Below are 17381 nucleotides of genomic sequence, written 5' to 3' on the forward strand. Positions count from 1 at the left end.
AGTGGGAACCGGTTTTCGGAAAAATCCGATGCAAAAACAAAAAACTAGAGCATCGGGCTGAGTATGATTTTCAGTCCGATGCTCTAGGCTCAGGCTGCCGAGGCCGTCGCCGATGCGCTTGCGCCTGCGAGGTCCGCCGGCGCATCGCCCAGGAGATCGAGCACCCAGGTCTGGCTCATGCCAGGCACGCCGAATGCGTCATGCGGCTCCTCCTTCGCCAGATGGAAGCCGCTGGTCTCATAGAGTTTCAGCGCGGGCTTCAGCACGTCGTTGGTCCACAGGGTCAGCTGGCGATAGCCCTGTCCGCGGGCGAAGTCGATCACGGTCCTGACCAGCGCCCGGCCCAGTCCGAGACCGCGGGCGCGGCGCTCGACGAAGAGCAGGCGCAGTTTGGCGGTCTGCGCATCGCCTTCCGTCACCATGATCGAGCCCAGGCGTTCGCCCTCCGCCTCGGCGATCCAGCAGGCCTCGCGCGGCGAAGGGGCACGGCTGAGGAAATCGCCGGCAATCTGCGCCACCAGCCCTTCAAAGCGATGATCGAAGCCCTGATCCCGCCGATAGGCAATCGCCTGTGCTTCGATCAGCCAGCCGATGTCGCCTGTGCGGCAAGGCCTGATGATCGCGGGCGCCGGGAGTGCTGCCGGCATGTTCGGATCGATCAGCCGGCGCAGCGTCGTCACGGCCTGAGCGACGCGCCGAAGCTGCTCGCTATCGAGCCGCACCAGATCCTCAGCGATCTGCGCGTCGGAGCGGTCCCCCAGGGTGCGGAACTCCGACAGACCTTTTTCTGTGAGGTACAGGATCTGGCTGCGCCGATCGTTCGGCGCAGGGCGGCTGAGCACCAGATCGCTGTTTCGGAACGCCTTGATAATCCGGCTGAGATAGGCGGGATCCAGATGCAGCGTGGCACAGAGCGCGGCGGCGGTCATTCCCGCGTCAGCCGCGCCGATCTCATAGAGGATTCGCGCTTCGGTGAGCGTATAGGGGCTGTTCAGATAGTCTCGGCCGAGAAGGCCGAGACGGTTGGTGTAAGCGCGGTTGAAAGCGCGGATATCGCGGATCAGATCGTCATCAATCATGGCCAGCCCTCATTCTGTGGACTTTATCCATGATCTATTTGACGGAGTCAAATAAGCCGCTCCTTGCCCTGATGGAATCGCTCAGCCGGCGAAGACGGCCTTGTTCTCTTCCAGGAAGCTTTTCAGCGATTGCGGCTTGCGGCCAGAAAGGATCGCGGCGTCCTGAGTCACCGGTTCGAAATGGCCGAGGCGGGTGTTGGCGTCGAAGGAGACCAGCGTGGGAATGAAGCCTTCGGGAAGGCCGGCGGCCTTCAGGCCTTCGGAAAGCTGCTCTTCGGTCACGTCGATGACGGCGATTTCCTTGCCGGCGACCGCGCCCGCCATCGCGGCGATCTCGCGCACCGTATAGGCTTCCTCGCCCGTCAGCGTGTAGGTCTTGTTTTCCGCCGGCAGCAGCAGCGCGCCGGCAATCGCCGCGGCCATGTCCGTGCGCGCCAGATAGCTGTTGCGGCCTTCGCCGCAGGCGCTGAACCACTGGCCGCTGGCCACGGCATGCGGCAGGGACATGAACAGGTTTTCCGCATACCAGCCGTCGCGCAACAGCGTATAGGGCAGGCCGGATGCCTTCATCGCCAGCTCCGTGTTGAGATGATCCGGCGCGAAGGTGATGACGGACTGCTCGGCCTGCGGCAGCGAGGTGTAAAGAATATGGCCGACGCCGGCGGCCTTGGCGGCGGCAACGGCGGCCTTGTGCTGGGCCTCGCGCTTGCCTGGTTCGCCGAGCGCATCGGTGGAGATGATCAAAGCCACGTCGATGCCGGCAAAGGCCTGCGACAGGTCGCCATCGAAATCGACCGCGCGGGTCTGAACGCCCTTTTCGGCATAGGCCGAAAGCTTCGACGGATCGCGGCTGCCGGCGACGAGGTCGCCCGGGGTCACCTTGCCCGATGCCAGGAGATGATCGAGCACGAGGCCGCCGAGCTTGCCGGAAGCGCCGGTGACGAGAATGGTGGTCATGGAACGGGTCCTTTCCCTTGTGTCGCCCCTCATGGGGCGTGTGGCTGACGCCCCTCTTGCGGAGCGGTACTGGATCTGGCGCGGCACGATCCTGCCAATGGGCGAAGCGTGCCGGCCGTGAAGCTTTCCGTATCCCGGGTGAAGCCCGGAAGCCGGTCTGGTTGTCGTCCCTCTCTCGTTCCGGTATATGGTTCCTAAACGAGACCTGTCTGTCATTCTGCATTCCGCGCCGTCTGTAAAGGCGGCAGTATTTTGTCTGATGGTAACCTGGAGGGAACCGCCTTGAACGAAATGCCCCACCGCCGCGCCCATGCCGACGGCCTTGGCGATGCCGCGCTTGAGGCGGCCGAAAAGGTGATCGTCATCAATGGCCGCGCGTTTTCCATGGAGAATTGCCCGGTGCGCGACGTGCTGTCCAATGTCGGCGGCAAGTGGAATACGCTCATGGTGCAGGCTCTGGGTAATGGGCCGATGCGCTTTTCCGCGCTGCGGCGGCTGATCCCCGATATTTCCCAGCGCATGCTGACGCAGACGCTGCGCGATCTCGAGCGCGACGGCTATATCGTGCGCACCGTCTATCCGACCAAGCCGCCGAGCGTGGACTATCAGCTGACCGATCTCGGCCGCTCCTTCAACCAGGTGCTGGAGCCGCTGGTGGACTGGTCGGCCACCCATCACCTGGCCATTCGCGCGGCACGTGCCCGATTCGATCAGGGATGAGTGCCGATCTGGCATGAAAAAGGCGCGCCGGGTGGGCGCGCCTCGAAGTGCTTTCAAGGGATGACGTTCTCTCAGGCTGCGGCGCGCCTGACATCTGCGAGCGCGAAGCGGACGGCGGCGTCGGCATGGATCCGCGTGGAATCGAAGCCGGGTAGGGGCAGGGCATCCGGGTCGAGCAGCAGGCAGATCTCGGTGCAGCCGAGAATGACCGAATCGGCGCCCTGACGGCGGGCCGTTTCGATCATCGCCATCATCCGCGCGCGCGAGGCATCGACGACTTGGCCGGCGCAAAGTTCCTCGAAGATGATGCCATGGGCATCGCCGCGCTCGGCCTCGCCGGGCACCAGGATCTCGATGCCGTGGCGCGCCATGCGCTCGGCATAAAAGCCATGCTCCATCGTGTAGCGCGTGGCCAGCAGCAGGGGCCGGCGACGGCCGGCGGCGGAAAGCGCGGCCGCGGTTTCATCGATGATGTTGAGAAGCGGCACGGAGATGGCGGCTTGCACGGCATCGGCCACCAGATGCATGGTGTTGGTGCAGATCAGCACGCAGTCCGCGCCCGCCCGCTCCAGCCCACGCGCGACGCTCGCCAGCCGATCGGCGGCGGCATCCCAGCGGCCGGCCTTTTGCAGGGCGACGATTGACTGGAAATCGACCGAATGCATCAGGACTTCGGCCGAATGCAGGCCCCCCAGCGCGGTCCGCATGGCCTCATTGACCAGGCGATAATAGACCGCTGAACTCTCGAAGCTCATTCCGCCGATCAGGCCAATCGTCCGCATCGTGTCGTTCCCTTTTTTGGTGATTGCGATGCCAGAAGAATGCCGTGTCCGCAGCGAAAAGTGCGTGCAAACTCGAGGGAATTACGACTGCACTGCGCCTACCTGTTGCGCAACAGGAGCATATTGCGCAAGAAATTTGCGACACTTTTTGGAAGGGAGCGCGTTTTGCATGCTGGATGATCGAGATCGCGCGATTCTCGCGCAGCTGCAGGCGGATGCCGGGATGGGCATCGGCGCCATTGCCGAAAAGGTGCATCTTTCGGTGTCGGCCTGTTCGCGTCGGATCCAGCGGCTGGAGGACGAGGGCTATATCGCCCGCCGGGTGGCGATCCTCGATCGCGCCCGGATCGGCCTGCCGACAACGGTCTTCGCCCTGATCCGCACGGCCCACCATGCCGATGACTGGATCGAGACCTTTCGTCGGGTGATTGCCGATATTCCCGAGATCGTCGAGGTGCATCGCCTGACCGGCACCTATGACTATATTCTCAAGATCGTGCTGCCCAGCGTCGAGCATTACGACGTGGTCTACAAGACCATCGTCCGCCGCATCTCGCTGTTCGAGGTGACGGCCTCGATTTCGATGGAGACGCTGAAGAGCGGTGAGGCGCTGCCGGTGGCCTATGCGCGATAGGGTCGCATCCGGGCGGGGAGCAGGTCGGCGAGGGGGATTTTCGTTCAAGCGCAAGAAGAGGCTTGACGCTTCCTACGAGGAGGCGCATAAGAGGCGCGCAAACGTACCGTACGGTACGGTACTTGGATGGATCAAACCGACGACGTTGCGGGATGGCCGAACGGGAAGAGGCAGAGCGCCATGTCCGCTCCGGCAACCGACAGCACAGCCTATTCGCCGCGTCAGAACGACGTTCTGGACAGCGCGTTGCGGCTGCTGGTCGAAGGTGGGGAAAAGGCGCTGACGACGGCAGGGCTGGCCCGGGCGGCCAATTGCTCGAAGGAGAGCCTCTATAAGTGGTTTGGCGACCGCGACGGGCTTCTTTCGGCGGTGATCGAGTTTCAGGCGCGCAAGGTGCGCGTGCCGGCGGAAGCGGAAGGCCTGCTGAACGCGGCTGAGCTGCGCCAGCGCCTGGAGGAGTTCGCCCGCGAGCTTCTGGCGGTTCTGGCGAGCGATGCCTCGCTGGCGCTGAACCGGCTGGCGATCGGCCAGGCGAGCGGCGAGGGGGCCCGGCTCGGCCGGCTGCTGCAGGAGCGCGGCCGGCGCGGGATCGGGCGGCGGATCGAGGCGCTGCTGGAGGCGGCGCGCGACGCGGGCCTGCTCGCCTTCGACGAGGCGGGCGAGGCCTATGCGACGCTCTACGGGCTGATCGTCACGGACCAGCATCTGCGCTGGCTGCTGGGCGAGAAGCCTGACGCGGCAAGCTTCGGACCACGGGCAGAGAAGGCGGTGGCCGCCTTTCTTCGCCTGCACGGCATCTAAGGCTTTCCGCCTTGAGCCGGAAGAGAATTCAAAGCGTCACGGTGGGCAATCGCCGGGCGCTTGAGACCATCATGCCTTAGCCGGGAAGGCTGCGGCGGCAACTGCAAGACGTTTCAAGGGAAGGATGCTCCAATGCGTGTTTATTACGATCGCGATGCCGATCTCAATCTGATCAAGTCCAAGAAGGTCGCGATCATCGGCTATGGCTCTCAGGGCCGCGCCCATGCGCTGAACCTCAAGGATTCCGGCCACGACAACGTCGCCATCGCGCTGAAGGCCGGCTCGGCCACCGCCAAGAAGGCCGAAGCCGACGGCTTCAAGGTCATGACCGTTGCCGAGGCCGCCGCCTGGGCCGACCTGATGATGATGGCCACGCCGGACGAGCTGCAGGCCGACATCTACAAGGCCGACATCGAAGCCAACATCCGTGACGGCGCGGCCATCGCCTTCGCCCACGGCCTCAACGTGCACTTCGGCCTGATCGAGCCGAAGAAGTCGGTCGACGTCGTCATGATCGCGCCGAAGGGCCCCGGCCACACGGTTCGCGGCGAATATCAGAAGGGCGGCGGCGTTCCCTGCCTCGTTGCCGTTCATCAGGACGCCTCGGGCAACGCCCTCGACCTCGCTCTCTCCTATGCTTGCGGCGTCGGCGGCGGCCGTTCGGGCATCATCGAGACCAACTTCAAGGAAGAGTGCGAAACCGACCTCTTCGGCGAACAGGTCGTTCTCTGCGGCGGTCTGGTCGAGCTGATCCGCGCCGGTTTCGAGACGCTGGTCGAAGCCGGCTATGCTCCAGAAATGGCCTATTTCGAGTGCCTGCACGAAGTGAAGCTGATCGTCGACCTGATCTATGAAGGCGGCATCGCCAACATGAACTACTCGATCTCCAACACGGCCGAGTGGGGCGAATACGTCACCGGCCCGCGCATCATCACTGCCGAGACCAAGGCCGAGATGAAGCGCGTTCTGAAGGACATCCAGACCGGCAAGTTCACCTCCGAGTGGATGCAGGAATGGAAGGCCGGCGGCGCCCGCTTCAAGGGCATCCGTCGCGTCAACGACGCCCACCAGATCGAGGAAGTCGGCGCCAAGCTGCGCGGCATGATGCCCTGGATCGGCAAGAACAAGCTGGTCGACAAGGCCAAGAACTAACATCCGTCAAAGGCTGGCTTCGGCCGCCTAGGTATCAGAAAGGCCCGGTCGTTTTGCGACCGGGCCTTTCACGTTTTCGTCCTGTCTGCTGGCGGGCCCGCTGCACAGATATCGCCGGGCGACAGGCTTCCGGCTCAGCGCAGCTCTCGCGCGTCCGAATTGAGCTGCGCCCCGCGTTCCGCCAGTTGGTAAAGCAGTGGCGAGGCTTCGTTATGATTCACTTTAGGCGCATAAGAGAGATAGGCCACCAGCGCGATGGCAAGCATCGCCATCAGGCCGGCCAGGCCAAAAATCTTGACTTCGCGGTCCATGCTGCATCTCCTTCCCTGTCATGACCTCATGTCATGATGGCCTTCGGCGGGGATGCCGATGGCCGGATGATCGGAGTGGTTTCTTGTCTCGCCAGCCGCCGGGCATAAGGCGGCGCCCTGCTCAGGCAACCGGCTGGCGGCGCTTGGCTGCCATCAGAAGATCCAGCTCCGTTGCGGAGGGGCCGAACCGCTCGAAGAGGCGGCGCGCCTCCTCGTCGTTCAGCCCGTAACGCAGCTGGAACTGTTCCATGGTGCAGGTTTCCCCGCGGATCGTCTTTCCCCGTACGCTCTTCAGTTCCGTCATGTCTCGCTCCGAATGTCGCTTTTCGCGTCCCTGCGACCCTCATGTCGAGGTTCGAGCCCTGCTTGAGCCTGTGGCATCGGACTGAAAGCCGCGTTCTGGCTTTCGGTCCGATGCGCCGGTCTCGCCTGTTTTATGAGCTGGATCACCGTCGTCCTCTGGCGATCCCTCGTCCTCTTCCGGGATGTGCTCCTTCAACGCCCAGCCGAACAGCTTGTTCCGCCATCGCCTCTGGGTCGTGTTGGGGCTAAAGCGCGTTGGTGAAGACGGTGCGTTTCCCTTGAGGTGAGGGCGGCGTGAAGCGCAAAAAGGCTGGACAAGCGCAGCGCTTAGAAGCGGCTTGATTGACCGGCAAAGGATGCCGTTGACAAACGCCGCGGCGTTTGAAAATGTCCCGCTCGGCTGCTACCGCAGGCACGCATGCAGGCGGAGCCGTTGAAGGCTCGACGCGATGCCCGGTTTCGATCGCCCGCTTTCAGGTCGCCTCGCGACACGGTGTCCCACGAGCCATGCGCTCAGCGATTGCGGCGAAAATGTGTTATGCACGAGACGCATAGCTGCATTGCAATAAACGCCATCGCGTCTGCGAAAAAACCTGCTATGTTCAATCCATCGAAGCAGCGCATCCTCCTCCCGCGCAGCTTTGAGTGTCGATGATCCACCTCCTCCTCCCAGGATCGTCGGCCTGAGGCCCGCAGAACTCCTCCTCCCATCTGCCGGCCAGAATCAAGGGCCTGTCGCACCTCCTCCCGCGACAGGCCCTTTTTCATTTTGGCTCTGTCCTTCCTCCGACAATCCGCTGTGCGAGACCCTGCTTGACCTGCGGGCGGAGCGCGCCATATCGGCTTGCAGGATTGCGATCTCGCAGGTTCGCAGGCGGTTCTGCTCCTTGCTCCCAAGCACAATTCGACCCGGGTAAAGCGAGGATCATTCTTTGACGAAGGGACTTGGAGCGCCGACCGGGTCCTGTCGGATCGAACAGCGCTTCAACGCCGGTCGCAAAGAACTGGCCGGCCGTGTTTGTGCAGATCTTGTTTCTTGTAAGCCCAGGCAGACGAAGTGAAGCGTTTCGGTTGAGATCAGGCGATGCGTCGGCGTGGCGTGCGGTCGGTCGCGCACCGGGCCGAAATCACCGGCGAACGGTGTCTCCAGAGAAGCTACCACAGGAGGATCTATGCCCGCCCGTTACATGATGATCGGTCTTCTGGGGTTCATCGTCGCGGCGATCCTCAGCATCGTCGTCATCCAGCGCTTCGATACCAGCGGCAATGCCCGCGACAACCAGCCGCCCCAGCCTTTGACCACGACGCCGGAAAAGGCGGCGCAGGACGCGAAGTGACGGGTGCCCGGCGCGACAGCATGTCCGGCAAAGCCGGTTCCCAATTCTGCGCGACGCGTTTCGTCACCTGGCGAAGCAGGCGCCTCACGGCGCCCCTATGGCTTGAGCCCAACCGGCCCGGCCGATGACGCAGCGCTTTGGCTCGTCTCCCCGCGCAGCGATTTCACCGCCTTGAGAATATCCGGCACCAGGAGTGCGGCTCCCGTATCGGACAGGTGATTGTCGTCGAGATAGAGAATGTCCTTGATGCCCTCGGCATTGAGGCAGCGATTGTTGACGAGCCAGTTGCAGAAGACGGGGGCGGCCTTCACCTTGCGAAGACGGGGATGCTCCAGCGCGTCGAAGGCAGCGATCACGGCTGTGTTGCGCTGCTGGTAGCGGGGCGTTGCAGTCGTCAGCAAGGGATGCGGATCGCCGTTCATGACGGCACGCGCCACCGTGTCCGGCACGTTCCACCCGGCCTCGGGCACGGGATAGACCAGCACGACATTGATGCCGCGGTCGAGATAGGCCTTGATGTCGGCCACATATTGATCGAGCACCCGCTGCTTGCGCGCGGGGTCGTCTTCCCCGCCCATATCGTCGCGCCGGTCATACAGATCGACGAAGGTGGGACGGCGATGCTCGACGCCGCCTTCGCCATTGTCGAAGGGCGTGCCCTCGATATAGAGCGTCCAGCGGCTGAGCATGATCACGGTCGAGATCTTCGCACGGGCAATGTAGTCCTCGATGCCGGTGAAGAAGCTGTTGCAGCGCAGCCTGTACTTCGGATCCGAAACCACGAAACCGGAAAAGCCGACGCAGGCGGAATGCGACATGGCATAGAGCGGCTCGCCCGCCGCGGCAAAGCCGCGCAGCGCGGCTCCTGCCAGTGCGCCGGCATGCGAATCGCCGATCAGGATGGTCGGGCTTTCCGCGATCCCCGGCGTGAGACAGTCCTTGATCGGATGCGGCAGGGAGGCCTCGCCCTTGTCGAACAGGCAATGGGTCATGGCCGGGTCGAGAGTCTTGCCGGCCAGGATCGCGTCCTGCGCTCCCTCCGGTACACGGAAGGCCAGCCCGTTGTCGCGCTGGGCGAAAAGCCCCACGGCGATCACGCAGGCCGCGCTTGCCGCGGTCACGCCGAGCGCGCTGCTGCCGGAGCGCCGCGTGGTGGCCGCACGGCTGCGGAAGGGCTGCTCGATGAAGCGCCAGGAAAGATAGGCCAACGGAAAGGTCAAAAGCACCAGGCCCAGCATGGTGCCGCGCGACGGTTCGGTGAGGCTGTGAATGCGGGCGAAGGCGAGGATCGGCTGATGCCAGAGATAGAGGCTGTAGCTGATCAGGCCGATGCCCGTCATCACCTTCATCGACAGGAGGCGGGCCACCGCGGTGCCGGGCTGAGCAAACAGGATGACCAGGAGCGCGCCGATCACCGGCACCAGGGCATAGAACGAGGGAAAGGGCGTGGCGCCATCATAGGCAACCACGGAGAAAGCAATGGCGGCGAGCCCGAGCGCGGCCAGGATCTCATGGCCATCCTGCCGGCGGTCGGCCAGCCAGAAGGCGGCGAGCGAGCCGGTCAGCAATTCCCAGGCGCGCGTATGCGGCAGGTAGAAAGCAGCCGAGGTGTCCTGCGCCACGGTCCATTGGGCCAGCGCCAAGCTCACCACCGCCAGCGCCAGCAGCAGGCCCATCCGCCTGCGCACCGGCATCCGGTGGGTGGCGATCATGATCAGCGGGAAGACGACATAGAACTGCTCCTCCACCGCCAGGCTCCAGGTATGCAGGAGCGGCTGCAATTCCGCATCGGCGGCGAAATAGCCGGTCTGGAGGTAGAAGAGGATATTGGAGATGAAGAGGCAGACGGCGACCAGGCTCTTGCCGAAGCTTTGCATCTGGTCCGGCAGCATGGTGAACCAGGCAAAGGGCAGGCAGGCCAGCATGACGGCGAACAGCGCCGGCATGATGCGCCGCACGCGCCGCTCGTAAAAGGCCAGAAGCGAGAATCCCGCCTTGCGCTCCGCTGAGAGAATGATGCCGGTGATCAGATAGCCTGAGATGACGAAGAACAGATCGACCCCGACATAGCCGCCGGCAAAGCCGGGAATGCCGGCATGGAAGAGGAGGACCGGGAGAACGGCAACCGTCCGAAGGCCGTCGATTTCGGGTCTATGCTGCATTGCGCGCTCTTGCTTCCTGTTGCCGCCGTCACGGCGACGAGTCGTCCACACTGACGATCCCCATAGAAAGAAGATCTAAAGCGCGGGGTATGATGAAAAACAGGGGAGGCGCATTTTCGTGGACACTGTTGCAAACAAGGCGCGCCGCGCGATCGGCGGGCGCCTCGTCTGGAACGGCTTGTCGAGGGCTCAGTCGCGAAACAGCTTGAAGCGCGTCGGCCGGAAGGCGAGGCGGCTTGCCTCGCCGATCGCCTTTTGCGGCGGCACCTCGATCTCGACCCGGGCGCGCCCGGCGCCGATCTCGATCTCGACATGGCGGGTGCCGGCCACACGCCGGCTCTGCACGACGATCCCGGCCAAACAGCCACCGCAGCCATCGACCAGCTCGATATCATGCGGGCGGAAGAACAGCCTGGCCGACCCGTCGGCTTCACCCGGGGCCGACAGGCCGATCAGCCGGTCTTCCAGCCAGATCTGGCCGCTTTCCACCCGCACGGGCAGACAGTTCGATTCGCCAATAAAGCCGAAGACGAAGGGCGAGTTCGGCGCGTCATAGATCTCATCCGGCGTGCCCACCTGCTCGATGCGGCCCTTGCTCATCACCACCACGCGGTCGGCCAGTTCCAGCGCCTCGTCCTGGTCATGGGTCACGAAGACGGTGGTGTGGCCGGTGCGGTCATGGATCTCGCGCAGCCAGCGGCGCAGCTCCTTGCGCACCTGGGCGTCGAGCGCGCCGAAGGGCTCGTCCAGAAGCAGCACATTCGGCTCCACGGCCATAGCGCGGGCGAGCGCCACGCGCTGGCGCTGGCCGCCGGAAAGCTGCGCCGGATAGCGCTTCTCCAGGCCGGAAAGCTGCACGAGATCGAGCAGGTCGAGCGCGCGGCGGCGAATTTCCGCCTTGGGCGGCCGGGTGCCGGAGGGGCGGATGGTCAGGCCGAAGGCGACATTGTCGAGCACGGTCATATGGCGGAACAGCGCGTAGTGCTGGAACACGAAGCCGATATTGCGCTCCTGCACCGTCTTGGAGGAGGCATCCTCCTCGCCGAAATAGATCGTGCCGCGGGTCGGGCTCTCCAGGCCGGCGATCAGCCGGAGCAGCGTGGTCTTGCCGGAACCGGAGGGGCCCAAAAGCGCGATCAGCTCGCCGGAGCGAATGTCGAGCGACAGGTTCTCCAGGGCCGGAAGATGGCTGAATTCCTTGCGGATATCTTTTACGCGAACGTCCATGAACTTCGATCGAACCTGTTAAAGCAATCCGTGCGGTGACGGTTGTCCGCCGGACTGTTGAAAACGTCAAGGCATCCCGCCGGCATCCTCCATAAGGAGGGATGCCCGCGGGGGTCAGGAGAAAGGTTGCTCAATGCCGGCGGCTGGCGGCGATCTGGGCGCTGTAGCGAAACTCCAGCAGCGACTTGACCACCAGGGTCACCAGCGCCAGCAGGGCCAGCAGGGCGGCCACGGCGAAGGCGGCGACGAAGGAATATTCGTTGTAGAGAATTTCCACCTGCAGCGGCATGGTGTTCGTAACGCCGCGAATATGGCCGGAGACCACGGACACCGCGCCGAACTCGCCCATCGCCCGGGCATTGCACAGGAGCACGCCATAGAGCAGGCCCCAGCGAATGTTGGGCAGCGTCACATACCAGAAGGTCTGCCAGCCCGAAGCCCCGAGCGACAGCGCCGCCTCCTCGTCCGCCGTTCCCTGTTCCTGCATCAGCGGGATCAGTTCGCGCGCGACGAAGGGGAAGGTGATGAACACGGTGGCCAGCACGATGCCGGGAACGGCGAAGAGGATCTTGATGCCATGGCTCTGCAGCCAGGGGCCGAGCAGGCTGTGGCTGGAGAACAGCAGCACGAAGATCAGGCCGGAAACGACAGGCGAGACCGAGAAGGGCAGGTCGATCAGCGTGGTCAGGAACGCTTTGCCCTTGAACTCGAACTTGGCGATCGCCCAGGAAGCGGCAATGCCGAAGACGACATTGAGCGGCACCGAGATGGCGGCGACCAGAAGCGTCAGCCGAATAGACGAGAGCGTATCGGAATCAGTGAGCGCTGCCAGAAACTCCCCGGTGCCGTTGCGCAGGGCCTCGGCGAAGACCAGCACCAGCGGCGCGAGGATGAACAGGGCGACGAAAAGCAGCGACACGGCGATCAGCGTCAGCCGCGCCAGATGACTTTCGGTCGTGGCGGAGCGTACGGGCCGGGAGGAGGCCGCCAGCGTGGCGGGCAGGGTGGCTTCATGCGCCATAGCCATATCTCCGTCTGCTCCAGGCCTGGATGAGATTGATGACGAGCAGCATGGCGAAGGAGACCATGAGCATCAGCGCGGCAATGGCGGTGGCGGCCGGATAGTTGAACTCCTCCAGGCGGATGACGATCAGGAGCGGCGCGATTTCCGAGACATAGGGCAGGTTGCCGGCGATGAAGATCACCGAGCCATATTCCCCGACGCCGCGCGCCAGCGCCAGCGCGAAACCGGTGAGAACAGCCGGAAGCAGGTCGGGCAGGAGGATGCGGCTGACGGTCTGAAAGCGGTTGGCGCCGAGCGTGGCGGCGGCCTCCTCCACTTCACGGTCGATCTCCTCCATGATCGGCTGCACCGTGCGCACGACGAAGGGCAGGCCGACGAAGATCAGCGCCACGACGATGCCGGCGGGCGTGAAGGCGATCTTGATGCCCAGCGGTGCCAGAACCGCGCCGATCCAGCCGTTCGGCGCATAGAGCGTCGTCAGCGCGATGCCGGCGACCGCCGTGGGCAGGGCAAAGGGCAGGTCGACCATGGCGTCGATCACGCGGCGGCCGGGAAAGCGGTAGCGCACCAGCACCCAGGCCAGCATGACGCCGAAAACCACATTGACCAGCGCGGCGAGGAAGGCGCAGCCGAAGGAGATCCACAGCGCATGCAGCGTGCGCGGATCGGTCGCCAGCGACCAGAAGGTCTGCCAGCCGAGCGCGCTGGAGCGCCAGGCAAGGCCGGACAGCGGAATGAGAACGATGAGGGTGAGCCATAACAGCGTGACGCCGAGCGCCAGCCCGAAACCCGGGAGGACGCTCGGCTGTCGGAACTGCCAGCCTCGAGCAGAGGTTAGCGCCATGAAATCTTATTGTCCCGGCTTGTAGAGCTGATCGAAGACGCCGCCGTCCCCGAAATATTTCGGCTGAGCTTCCTTCCAACCGCCGAAATCGTCAATGGTCACCAGCTTCACATCGGTGAAACGCTGGATGTCCTTGGGGTCGGCCACCTCAGGGCGGAAGGGCCGGTAGAAGTGCTTGGCCGCGATCTTCTGCCCCTCGTCGGAATAGAGATAGTCGAGATAGGCCTCAGCGACCTTGCGCGTGCCCTTGGCATCGACATTGCCATCGACCAGCGCGACCGGCGGCTCGGCCTTGATCGAGATCGAGGGGGTAACGATGTCGAAGCTGTCGGGGCCGAGTTCCAGGAGCGAGAGATAGGCCTCGTTTTCCCAGGCGAGCAGAACGTCGCCGAGGCCGCGCTGGACGAAGGTGGTGGTGGCGCCGCGCGCGCCGGTGTCGAGCACGGGCACATGCTTGAACAGCTTGGTCACGTAATCGAGCGCCTTGGCGTCGTCGCCATTGTTGGCGGCGCGGCCATAGGCCCAGGCGGCGAGGAAGTTCCAGCGCGCGCCGCCCGAGGTCTTCGGATTGGGCGTGATCACCTGGATGTCGTCGCGCACCAGGTCGTCCCAGTCCTTGACGCCCTTGGGATTGCCCTTGCGCACCAGGAAGACGATGGTCGAGGTATAAGGCGCACTGTTGTTCTTCAGCCGGCCCTTCCAATCGGCCGGGATCTTGCCGGTCTCCTTGGCGATGGCGTCGATATCAGCCTCCAGCGCCAGGGTGACGACATCGGCGTCGAGCCCGTCGATCACCGAGCGTGCCTGCTTGCCCGATCCGCCATGGGATGTCTTGATCGTCACCGTCTCGCCATTGTCTGCCTTCCACTTTGCGGAAAAGGCGGCGTTGAAATCCTTGTAGAGCTCGCGCGTCGGATCATAGGAGACGTTCAGGATCGTCTGGTCGGCATAGGCAAAGCCAAGGCCGCCGAACTGGATGCTGGTCGCCAGCAGGGCCAGGGTCAGATATCGGGAAAGTCGGAAGCGTCGCATGGGCATCTCCAGCTGTTGTTGCCGGTTACTCTACAGATTAGGTCGAATATCGTAACGCAGAACATTCCCTCATCCTGATGTCCTGCGAAACGGGTGATCGTCCTTTAGCATCCTAGGGGAATGATTTTTCTGCTCTCGGGTGCGTGATCGTCACAAAAGGGATTTCCAGTTCCCGCAACTTGCCTTTTAAAGCCTCTGCCGCAAATCCGCCTTGTCGCTCTGACGAGACCCGCTCTTTGCGGCCGTCCCAGCCGAATCATTCTCCGACTGTTCAGAATTGCCCGCCCGATGATCGCTCGCCTTCTCCTCACGCTCGCCCTCCTGCTTCAGGGACTTGCCGTGCCGCTTGCCCAGACCGCGCCCGCTGCTTCAGGGCAGGTCGCGCCGTCCGGACAGACCTCGTCCGGCGCCGCGCAAGGCATTGGCGCTGCTGGCGTGCCGCCTGCAGCCGTGCCCGCCGCCGGAAATGCACCGGCCTCGCCGGCCGCCGACGCCGCCCCGGCCAATGCGCCGGCGCAGCAGGCTGCGCCGCCGGATGCTGCGGCCAAGCCACAGGCGCAAGGCAGCGATGCGACGCCGGCCAGCCGTGCCAGCGTCGCGCTGGAGGCCAGCCGGGCGGCCCTGGCGAAACTCGCCGAACAGGCCGAACGGGCGCGCGACGATGACAACCGGCTGGCCGAGCTGAAAGCCTCGGTGGATGATGTCGCCGGCCAGATCGGCGATATTTCCGCCGGGCTCAAGCCGCGTCTCGACCAGATCAAGGCCCGTCTTGCCGAGCTGGGGGATCCGCCCGCCGGAGGCGCCAGCGAACCGCCTGTCGTGAGCGACGAGCGCAAGCGCCTGATCGCCGAGCGCAGCGAGATCAACGCCGTTTCCAGCGCGGCCGATGACCTGGCCAGCCGGGCAAGCCAGCTCTCCGGCCAGATCACCGAGACGCGCCGCACGCTGTTTTCCAGCACGCTGCTGCGCTACACCGAGATCAATCTCGACATGCTGCGGGACGGCATCAGCGCGATTGCCGGTGAAGGCGTGTCTTTCTACAATGCGATTTCGGCCTGGCTGATCTTCGTCTTCACCTATAAGCGCATCGCCCTTCTCTCGGCCATCGTGCTGTCGATGATCTCGGCGCTGGTGCTTCTCACGCTGACGCGCCGGCTGTTTTCGCCGCTGATCGGCCGCGGTCGCCGCGAGGTGGAGCCGAGCTACATCACCAAGCTGTCGATCGCCTTCTGGTCGACCATGGTGCCGACCGTCGCTTCGCTCACCTTCGCCTCCAGCAGCTATTTCTTCCTGCAGATCTTCAAGGTGCTGCGCCCCGATATCGCGCCCGTCGTGTCCGCCACCCTGTTCGGCGGCGCGGCGCTCGTGTTCCTGTGGATGATCTCCCATGCGGTTCTGGCGCCGGGCCATGGCGCCTTCCGCCTCGTGCGGGTCTCCGATCGCGGCGCGAACCGGCTGGTGACGCTGATCGTCATCATGGCGGTGGTCAACCTTCTGGATTATCTGCTCGGCGCCATCAGCGTCGCCCTGCGCTCGCCGATCGTTCTGACCGTCACCAAGAGCTTCGTCGCCTCGATCATCATCGGCCTGATCCTGTTGTGGATGGCGATGATCAGGCCGATGCTGCCGCCCGACGCCGAGCGCCATGGCGCCACCGATGTCGAGGGGCGGCCCTGGCCGAAATTCATCCGCTTCCTGCTTGTAGCGGCTGGCGCCGGGCTCATTCTTTGCGCCGTCGGCGGCTATGTCGGCCTTGCCCGCTTCATTGCCGGCCAGATCATCATCACCGGCGCGATCCTGGTGACGATGTATATCGGCATCCTCACCGGCAAGGCGATCGCCAAGCAGGACGGGCTGGCCAAGACCGTCTTCGGCCGCTACCTGCAACGCCGGTTCAAGTTCGAGCAGGTGGCGCTCGATCAGACCGGCCTCGTGGTGGGCCTGTCGATCTACGGCCTGGTGTTCTTCATCTTCATCCCGCTGATCCTGTTGCTCTGGGGCTTCAAGATCGCCGATCTCGAGGCCGGGCTCTACCAGATCCTGACCAATATCCAGATCGGCTCGATCTCGATTTCGCTGGTCGGCATCTTCGGCGGCGTGCTTCTGTTCATCGTCGGCTTCCTGTTCACCCGCTGGTTCCAGCGCTGGCTCGATTCGAGCGTGCTCGCCCGCAGCCGCGTCGATATGGGCGTGCGCAATTCGGTGAAGACCGGCATCGGCTATCTCGGCATGGGGCTGGCGGGCCTGATCGGCATCTCGGCGGCCGGTCTCAATCTCTCCAGTCTCGCGCTGGTTGCCGGCGCCCTGTCGCTCGGTGTCGGTTTCGGTCTCCAGAACATCGTCTCGAACTTCGTCTCCGGCCTGATTCTCCTGGTCGAGCGGCCGTTCAAGGTGGGCGACTGGGTGATTTCGGGAACGACCGAGGGCTTCGTCAAGCGCATCTCCGTGCGCGCCACCGAGATCGAGACCTTCCAGCGCCAGACGATCATGGTGCCGAATTCGCTGTTCATCAACGCCTCTGTCGGCAACTGGACCCATCGCAACAAGCTCGGCCGGGTCGATGTGCCGATCAGCGTTCACGGCAGCAATGATCCGCGCCATGTGATTGCCGTGATGCGCGAGGCGGTGGCGGAGGTGCCCAATATCCTGCGCAATCCCGAGCCTTTGATCTATTTCAAGGATTTTAGCCCGGACAAGCTGGACTTCGAGGTGCGCGTCTATCTGCCCGATATTCTCAATGGCCTGTCCGTGCGCACCGAGGTGCGCATTGCCGTGCTCGAGGCCTTCCGCAAGGCGGATGTGGCGATCGGCGGGCCAGCGGCGCCGGAAGTGCCGGTCAAGATCAGTCCGGAGACGGCGCTTCTCATCGCGTCGCTGGTGGAACGAGGCCGGGCGGGCGAGGATACGGGCGGTGTCGATCTCAGTGCCGCCAAGGCCGAAAACGACGCGCCGCCGACCGTGCGCGACTGGCCTTAAAGCACTGTTTCGGCGTCAGTCGCGACAACTTCGCACCATG

Annotated in this window: 16 protein-coding genes; 6 read left to right on the top strand and 10 right to left on the bottom strand. The window is 64.0% G+C overall.

Translation table 11 applies throughout. From position 1 onward, the window contains the following. Positions 1-89: 89 nt before the first annotated feature. Positions 90-1079, bottom strand: a complete 990-nt coding sequence (locus BJF92_RS04610) for a bifunctional helix-turn-helix transcriptional regulator/GNAT family N-acetyltransferase (RefSeq protein ID WP_075633591.1) — start codon at positions 1077-1079, stop codon at positions 90-92. Between the two features lie 81 nt (positions 1080-1160). Beyond that, positions 1161-2036, bottom strand: coding sequence for an NAD(P)H-binding protein (locus BJF92_RS04615; RefSeq protein WP_075633592.1), 876 nt, complete (start codon positions 2034-2036; stop codon positions 1161-1163). A gap of 291 nt (positions 2037-2327) precedes the next feature. Between BJF92_RS04615 and BJF92_RS04620 the strand changes: the two genes are divergently transcribed. Next, positions 2328-2756, top strand: coding sequence for a winged helix-turn-helix transcriptional regulator (locus BJF92_RS04620; RefSeq protein WP_075633934.1), 429 nt, complete (start codon positions 2328-2330; stop codon positions 2754-2756). A 71-nt stretch (positions 2757-2827) separates the two neighbouring features. Here the strand turns inward: BJF92_RS04620 and BJF92_RS04625 are convergent, their stop codons facing one another. Next, entirely contained in the window at positions 2828-3538 is a 711-nt protein-coding gene (locus BJF92_RS04625; RefSeq protein WP_075633593.1) for an aspartate/glutamate racemase family protein, read from the bottom strand. Positions 3539-3707: 169 nt separating this feature from the next. On the opposite strand from BJF92_RS04625, the gene BJF92_RS04630 reads away from it, so the two are divergent. The 3 genes from BJF92_RS04630 to ilvC all read left to right on the top strand — a co-directional run bounded on the left by BJF92_RS04630 (position 3708) and on the right by ilvC (position 6125). Then, positions 3708-4172, top strand: coding sequence for an Lrp/AsnC family transcriptional regulator (locus BJF92_RS04630; RefSeq protein WP_075633594.1), 465 nt, complete (start codon positions 3708-3710; stop codon positions 4170-4172). 180 nt (positions 4173-4352) lie between these two features. Continuing rightward, positions 4353-4973, top strand: coding sequence for a TetR/AcrR family transcriptional regulator (locus tag BJF92_RS04635; RefSeq protein WP_075633595.1), 621 nt, complete (start codon positions 4353-4355; stop codon positions 4971-4973). 132 nt (positions 4974-5105) lie between these two features. Then, positions 5106-6125 carry a ketol-acid reductoisomerase gene (gene ilvC, locus BJF92_RS04640; protein ID WP_075633596.1) on the top strand — a complete coding sequence of 340 codons (1020 nt, stop codon included), beginning with the start codon at positions 5106-5108 and terminating at the stop codon, positions 6123-6125. A gap of 134 nt (positions 6126-6259) precedes the next feature. On the opposite strand, the gene BJF92_RS25460 is transcribed toward ilvC, so the two are convergent. Both BJF92_RS25460 and BJF92_RS04645 read right to left on the bottom strand, forming a co-directional pair. Further along, on the bottom strand, positions 6260-6436 hold the full coding sequence (locus BJF92_RS25460; RefSeq protein ID WP_158032186.1) for a hypothetical protein: 177 nt from the start codon (positions 6434-6436) through the stop codon (positions 6260-6262). Between the two features lie 121 nt (positions 6437-6557). After that, positions 6558-6740, bottom strand: coding sequence for a hypothetical protein (locus BJF92_RS04645; RefSeq protein ID WP_075633597.1), 183 nt, complete (start codon positions 6738-6740; stop codon positions 6558-6560). 1171 nt (positions 6741-7911) lie between these two features. Between BJF92_RS04645 and BJF92_RS25465 the strand changes: the two genes are divergently transcribed. After that, entirely contained in the window at positions 7912-8076 is a 165-nt protein-coding gene (locus tag BJF92_RS25465) for a hypothetical protein (protein WP_158032187.1), read from the top strand. A 95-nt stretch (positions 8077-8171) separates the two neighbouring features. On the opposite strand, the gene BJF92_RS04650 is transcribed toward BJF92_RS25465, so the two are convergent. From BJF92_RS04650 to BJF92_RS04670, 5 genes are all read right to left on the bottom strand, one after another. Beyond that, positions 8172-10238 (bottom strand): acyltransferase family protein, encoded by a 2067-nt coding sequence (locus BJF92_RS04650; RefSeq protein WP_075633598.1) that lies wholly within the window; start codon positions 10236-10238, stop codon positions 8172-8174. A 189-nt stretch (positions 10239-10427) separates the two neighbouring features. Next, the gene (locus tag BJF92_RS04655; RefSeq protein ID WP_075633599.1) at positions 10428-11465 is read right to left on the bottom strand and encodes a sulfate/molybdate ABC transporter ATP-binding protein; all 1038 of its coding nucleotides are present in this window, start codon (positions 11463-11465) and stop codon (positions 10428-10430) included. Positions 11466-11595: 130 nt separating this feature from the next. After that, entirely contained in the window at positions 11596-12486 is an 891-nt protein-coding gene (gene cysW / locus BJF92_RS04660; RefSeq protein WP_075633600.1) for a sulfate ABC transporter permease subunit CysW, read from the bottom strand. After that, positions 12476-13333, bottom strand: coding sequence for a sulfate ABC transporter permease subunit CysT (gene cysT, locus BJF92_RS04665; RefSeq protein ID WP_075633601.1), 858 nt, complete (start codon positions 13331-13333; stop codon positions 12476-12478). Before cysT ends, cysW begins: the two co-directional genes overlap by 11 nt. Positions 13334-13339: 6 nt before the next feature. Then, positions 13340-14365: a sulfate ABC transporter substrate-binding protein gene (locus BJF92_RS04670; protein WP_075633602.1), complete on the bottom strand. Its 1026-nt coding sequence runs from the start codon at positions 14363-14365 to the stop codon at positions 13340-13342. 288 nt (positions 14366-14653) lie between these two features. Here BJF92_RS04670 and BJF92_RS04675 point away from each other — a divergent pair, with 288 nt between their 5' ends. Continuing rightward, complete coding sequence (locus BJF92_RS04675) at positions 14654-17341, top strand: mechanosensitive ion channel domain-containing protein (RefSeq protein ID WP_078057838.1); 2688 nt, start codon at positions 14654-14656, stop codon at positions 17339-17341. Positions 17342-17381: the final 40 nt, after the last annotated feature.

The organism is Xaviernesmea rhizosphaerae (genome assembly GCF_001938945.1).
Taxonomy (GTDB): domain Bacteria; phylum Pseudomonadota; class Alphaproteobacteria; order Rhizobiales; family Rhizobiaceae; genus Xaviernesmea; species Xaviernesmea rhizosphaerae.

Bases quoted from the DNA above. Each gene is read 5' to 3' on its own strand.
- BJF92_RS04610 (WP_075633591.1), bottom strand. From the start codon at position 1,079: ATGATTGATGACGATCTGATCCGCGATATCCGCGCTTTCAACCGCGCT.
- BJF92_RS04615 (WP_075633592.1), bottom strand. From the start codon at position 2,036: ATGACCACCATTCTCGTCACCGGCGCTTCCGGCAAGCTCGGCGGCCTC.
- BJF92_RS04620 (WP_075633934.1), top strand. From the start codon at position 2,328: ATGCCCCACCGCCGCGCCCATGCCGACGGCCTTGGCGATGCCGCGCTT.
- BJF92_RS04625 (WP_075633593.1), bottom strand. From the start codon at position 3,538: ATGCGGACGATTGGCCTGATCGGCGGAATGAGCTTCGAGAGTTCAGCG.
- BJF92_RS04630 (WP_075633594.1), top strand. From the start codon at position 3,708: ATGCTGGATGATCGAGATCGCGCGATTCTCGCGCAGCTGCAGGCGGAT.
- BJF92_RS04635 (WP_075633595.1), top strand. From the start codon at position 4,353: ATGTCCGCTCCGGCAACCGACAGCACAGCCTATTCGCCGCGTCAGAAC.
- ilvC (WP_075633596.1), top strand. From the start codon at position 5,106: ATGCGTGTTTATTACGATCGCGATGCCGATCTCAATCTGATCAAGTCC.
- BJF92_RS25460 (WP_158032186.1), bottom strand. From the start codon at position 6,436: ATGGACCGCGAAGTCAAGATTTTTGGCCTGGCCGGCCTGATGGCGATG.
- BJF92_RS04645 (WP_075633597.1), bottom strand. From the start codon at position 6,740: ATGACGGAACTGAAGAGCGTACGGGGAAAGACGATCCGCGGGGAAACC.
- BJF92_RS25465 (WP_158032187.1), top strand. From the start codon at position 7,912: ATGCCCGCCCGTTACATGATGATCGGTCTTCTGGGGTTCATCGTCGCG.
- BJF92_RS04650 (WP_075633598.1), bottom strand. From the start codon at position 10,238: ATGCAGCATAGACCCGAAATCGACGGCCTTCGGACGGTTGCCGTTCTC.
- BJF92_RS04655 (WP_075633599.1), bottom strand. From the start codon at position 11,465: ATGGACGTTCGCGTAAAAGATATCCGCAAGGAATTCAGCCATCTTCCG.
- cysW (WP_075633600.1), bottom strand. From the start codon at position 12,486: ATGGCGCATGAAGCCACCCTGCCCGCCACGCTGGCGGCCTCCTCCCGG.
- cysT (WP_075633601.1), bottom strand. From the start codon at position 13,333: ATGGCGCTAACCTCTGCTCGAGGCTGGCAGTTCCGACAGCCGAGCGTC.
- BJF92_RS04670 (WP_075633602.1), bottom strand. From the start codon at position 14,365: ATGCGACGCTTCCGACTTTCCCGATATCTGACCCTGGCCCTGCTGGCG.
- BJF92_RS04675 (WP_078057838.1), top strand. From the start codon at position 14,654: ATGATCGCTCGCCTTCTCCTCACGCTCGCCCTCCTGCTTCAGGGACTT.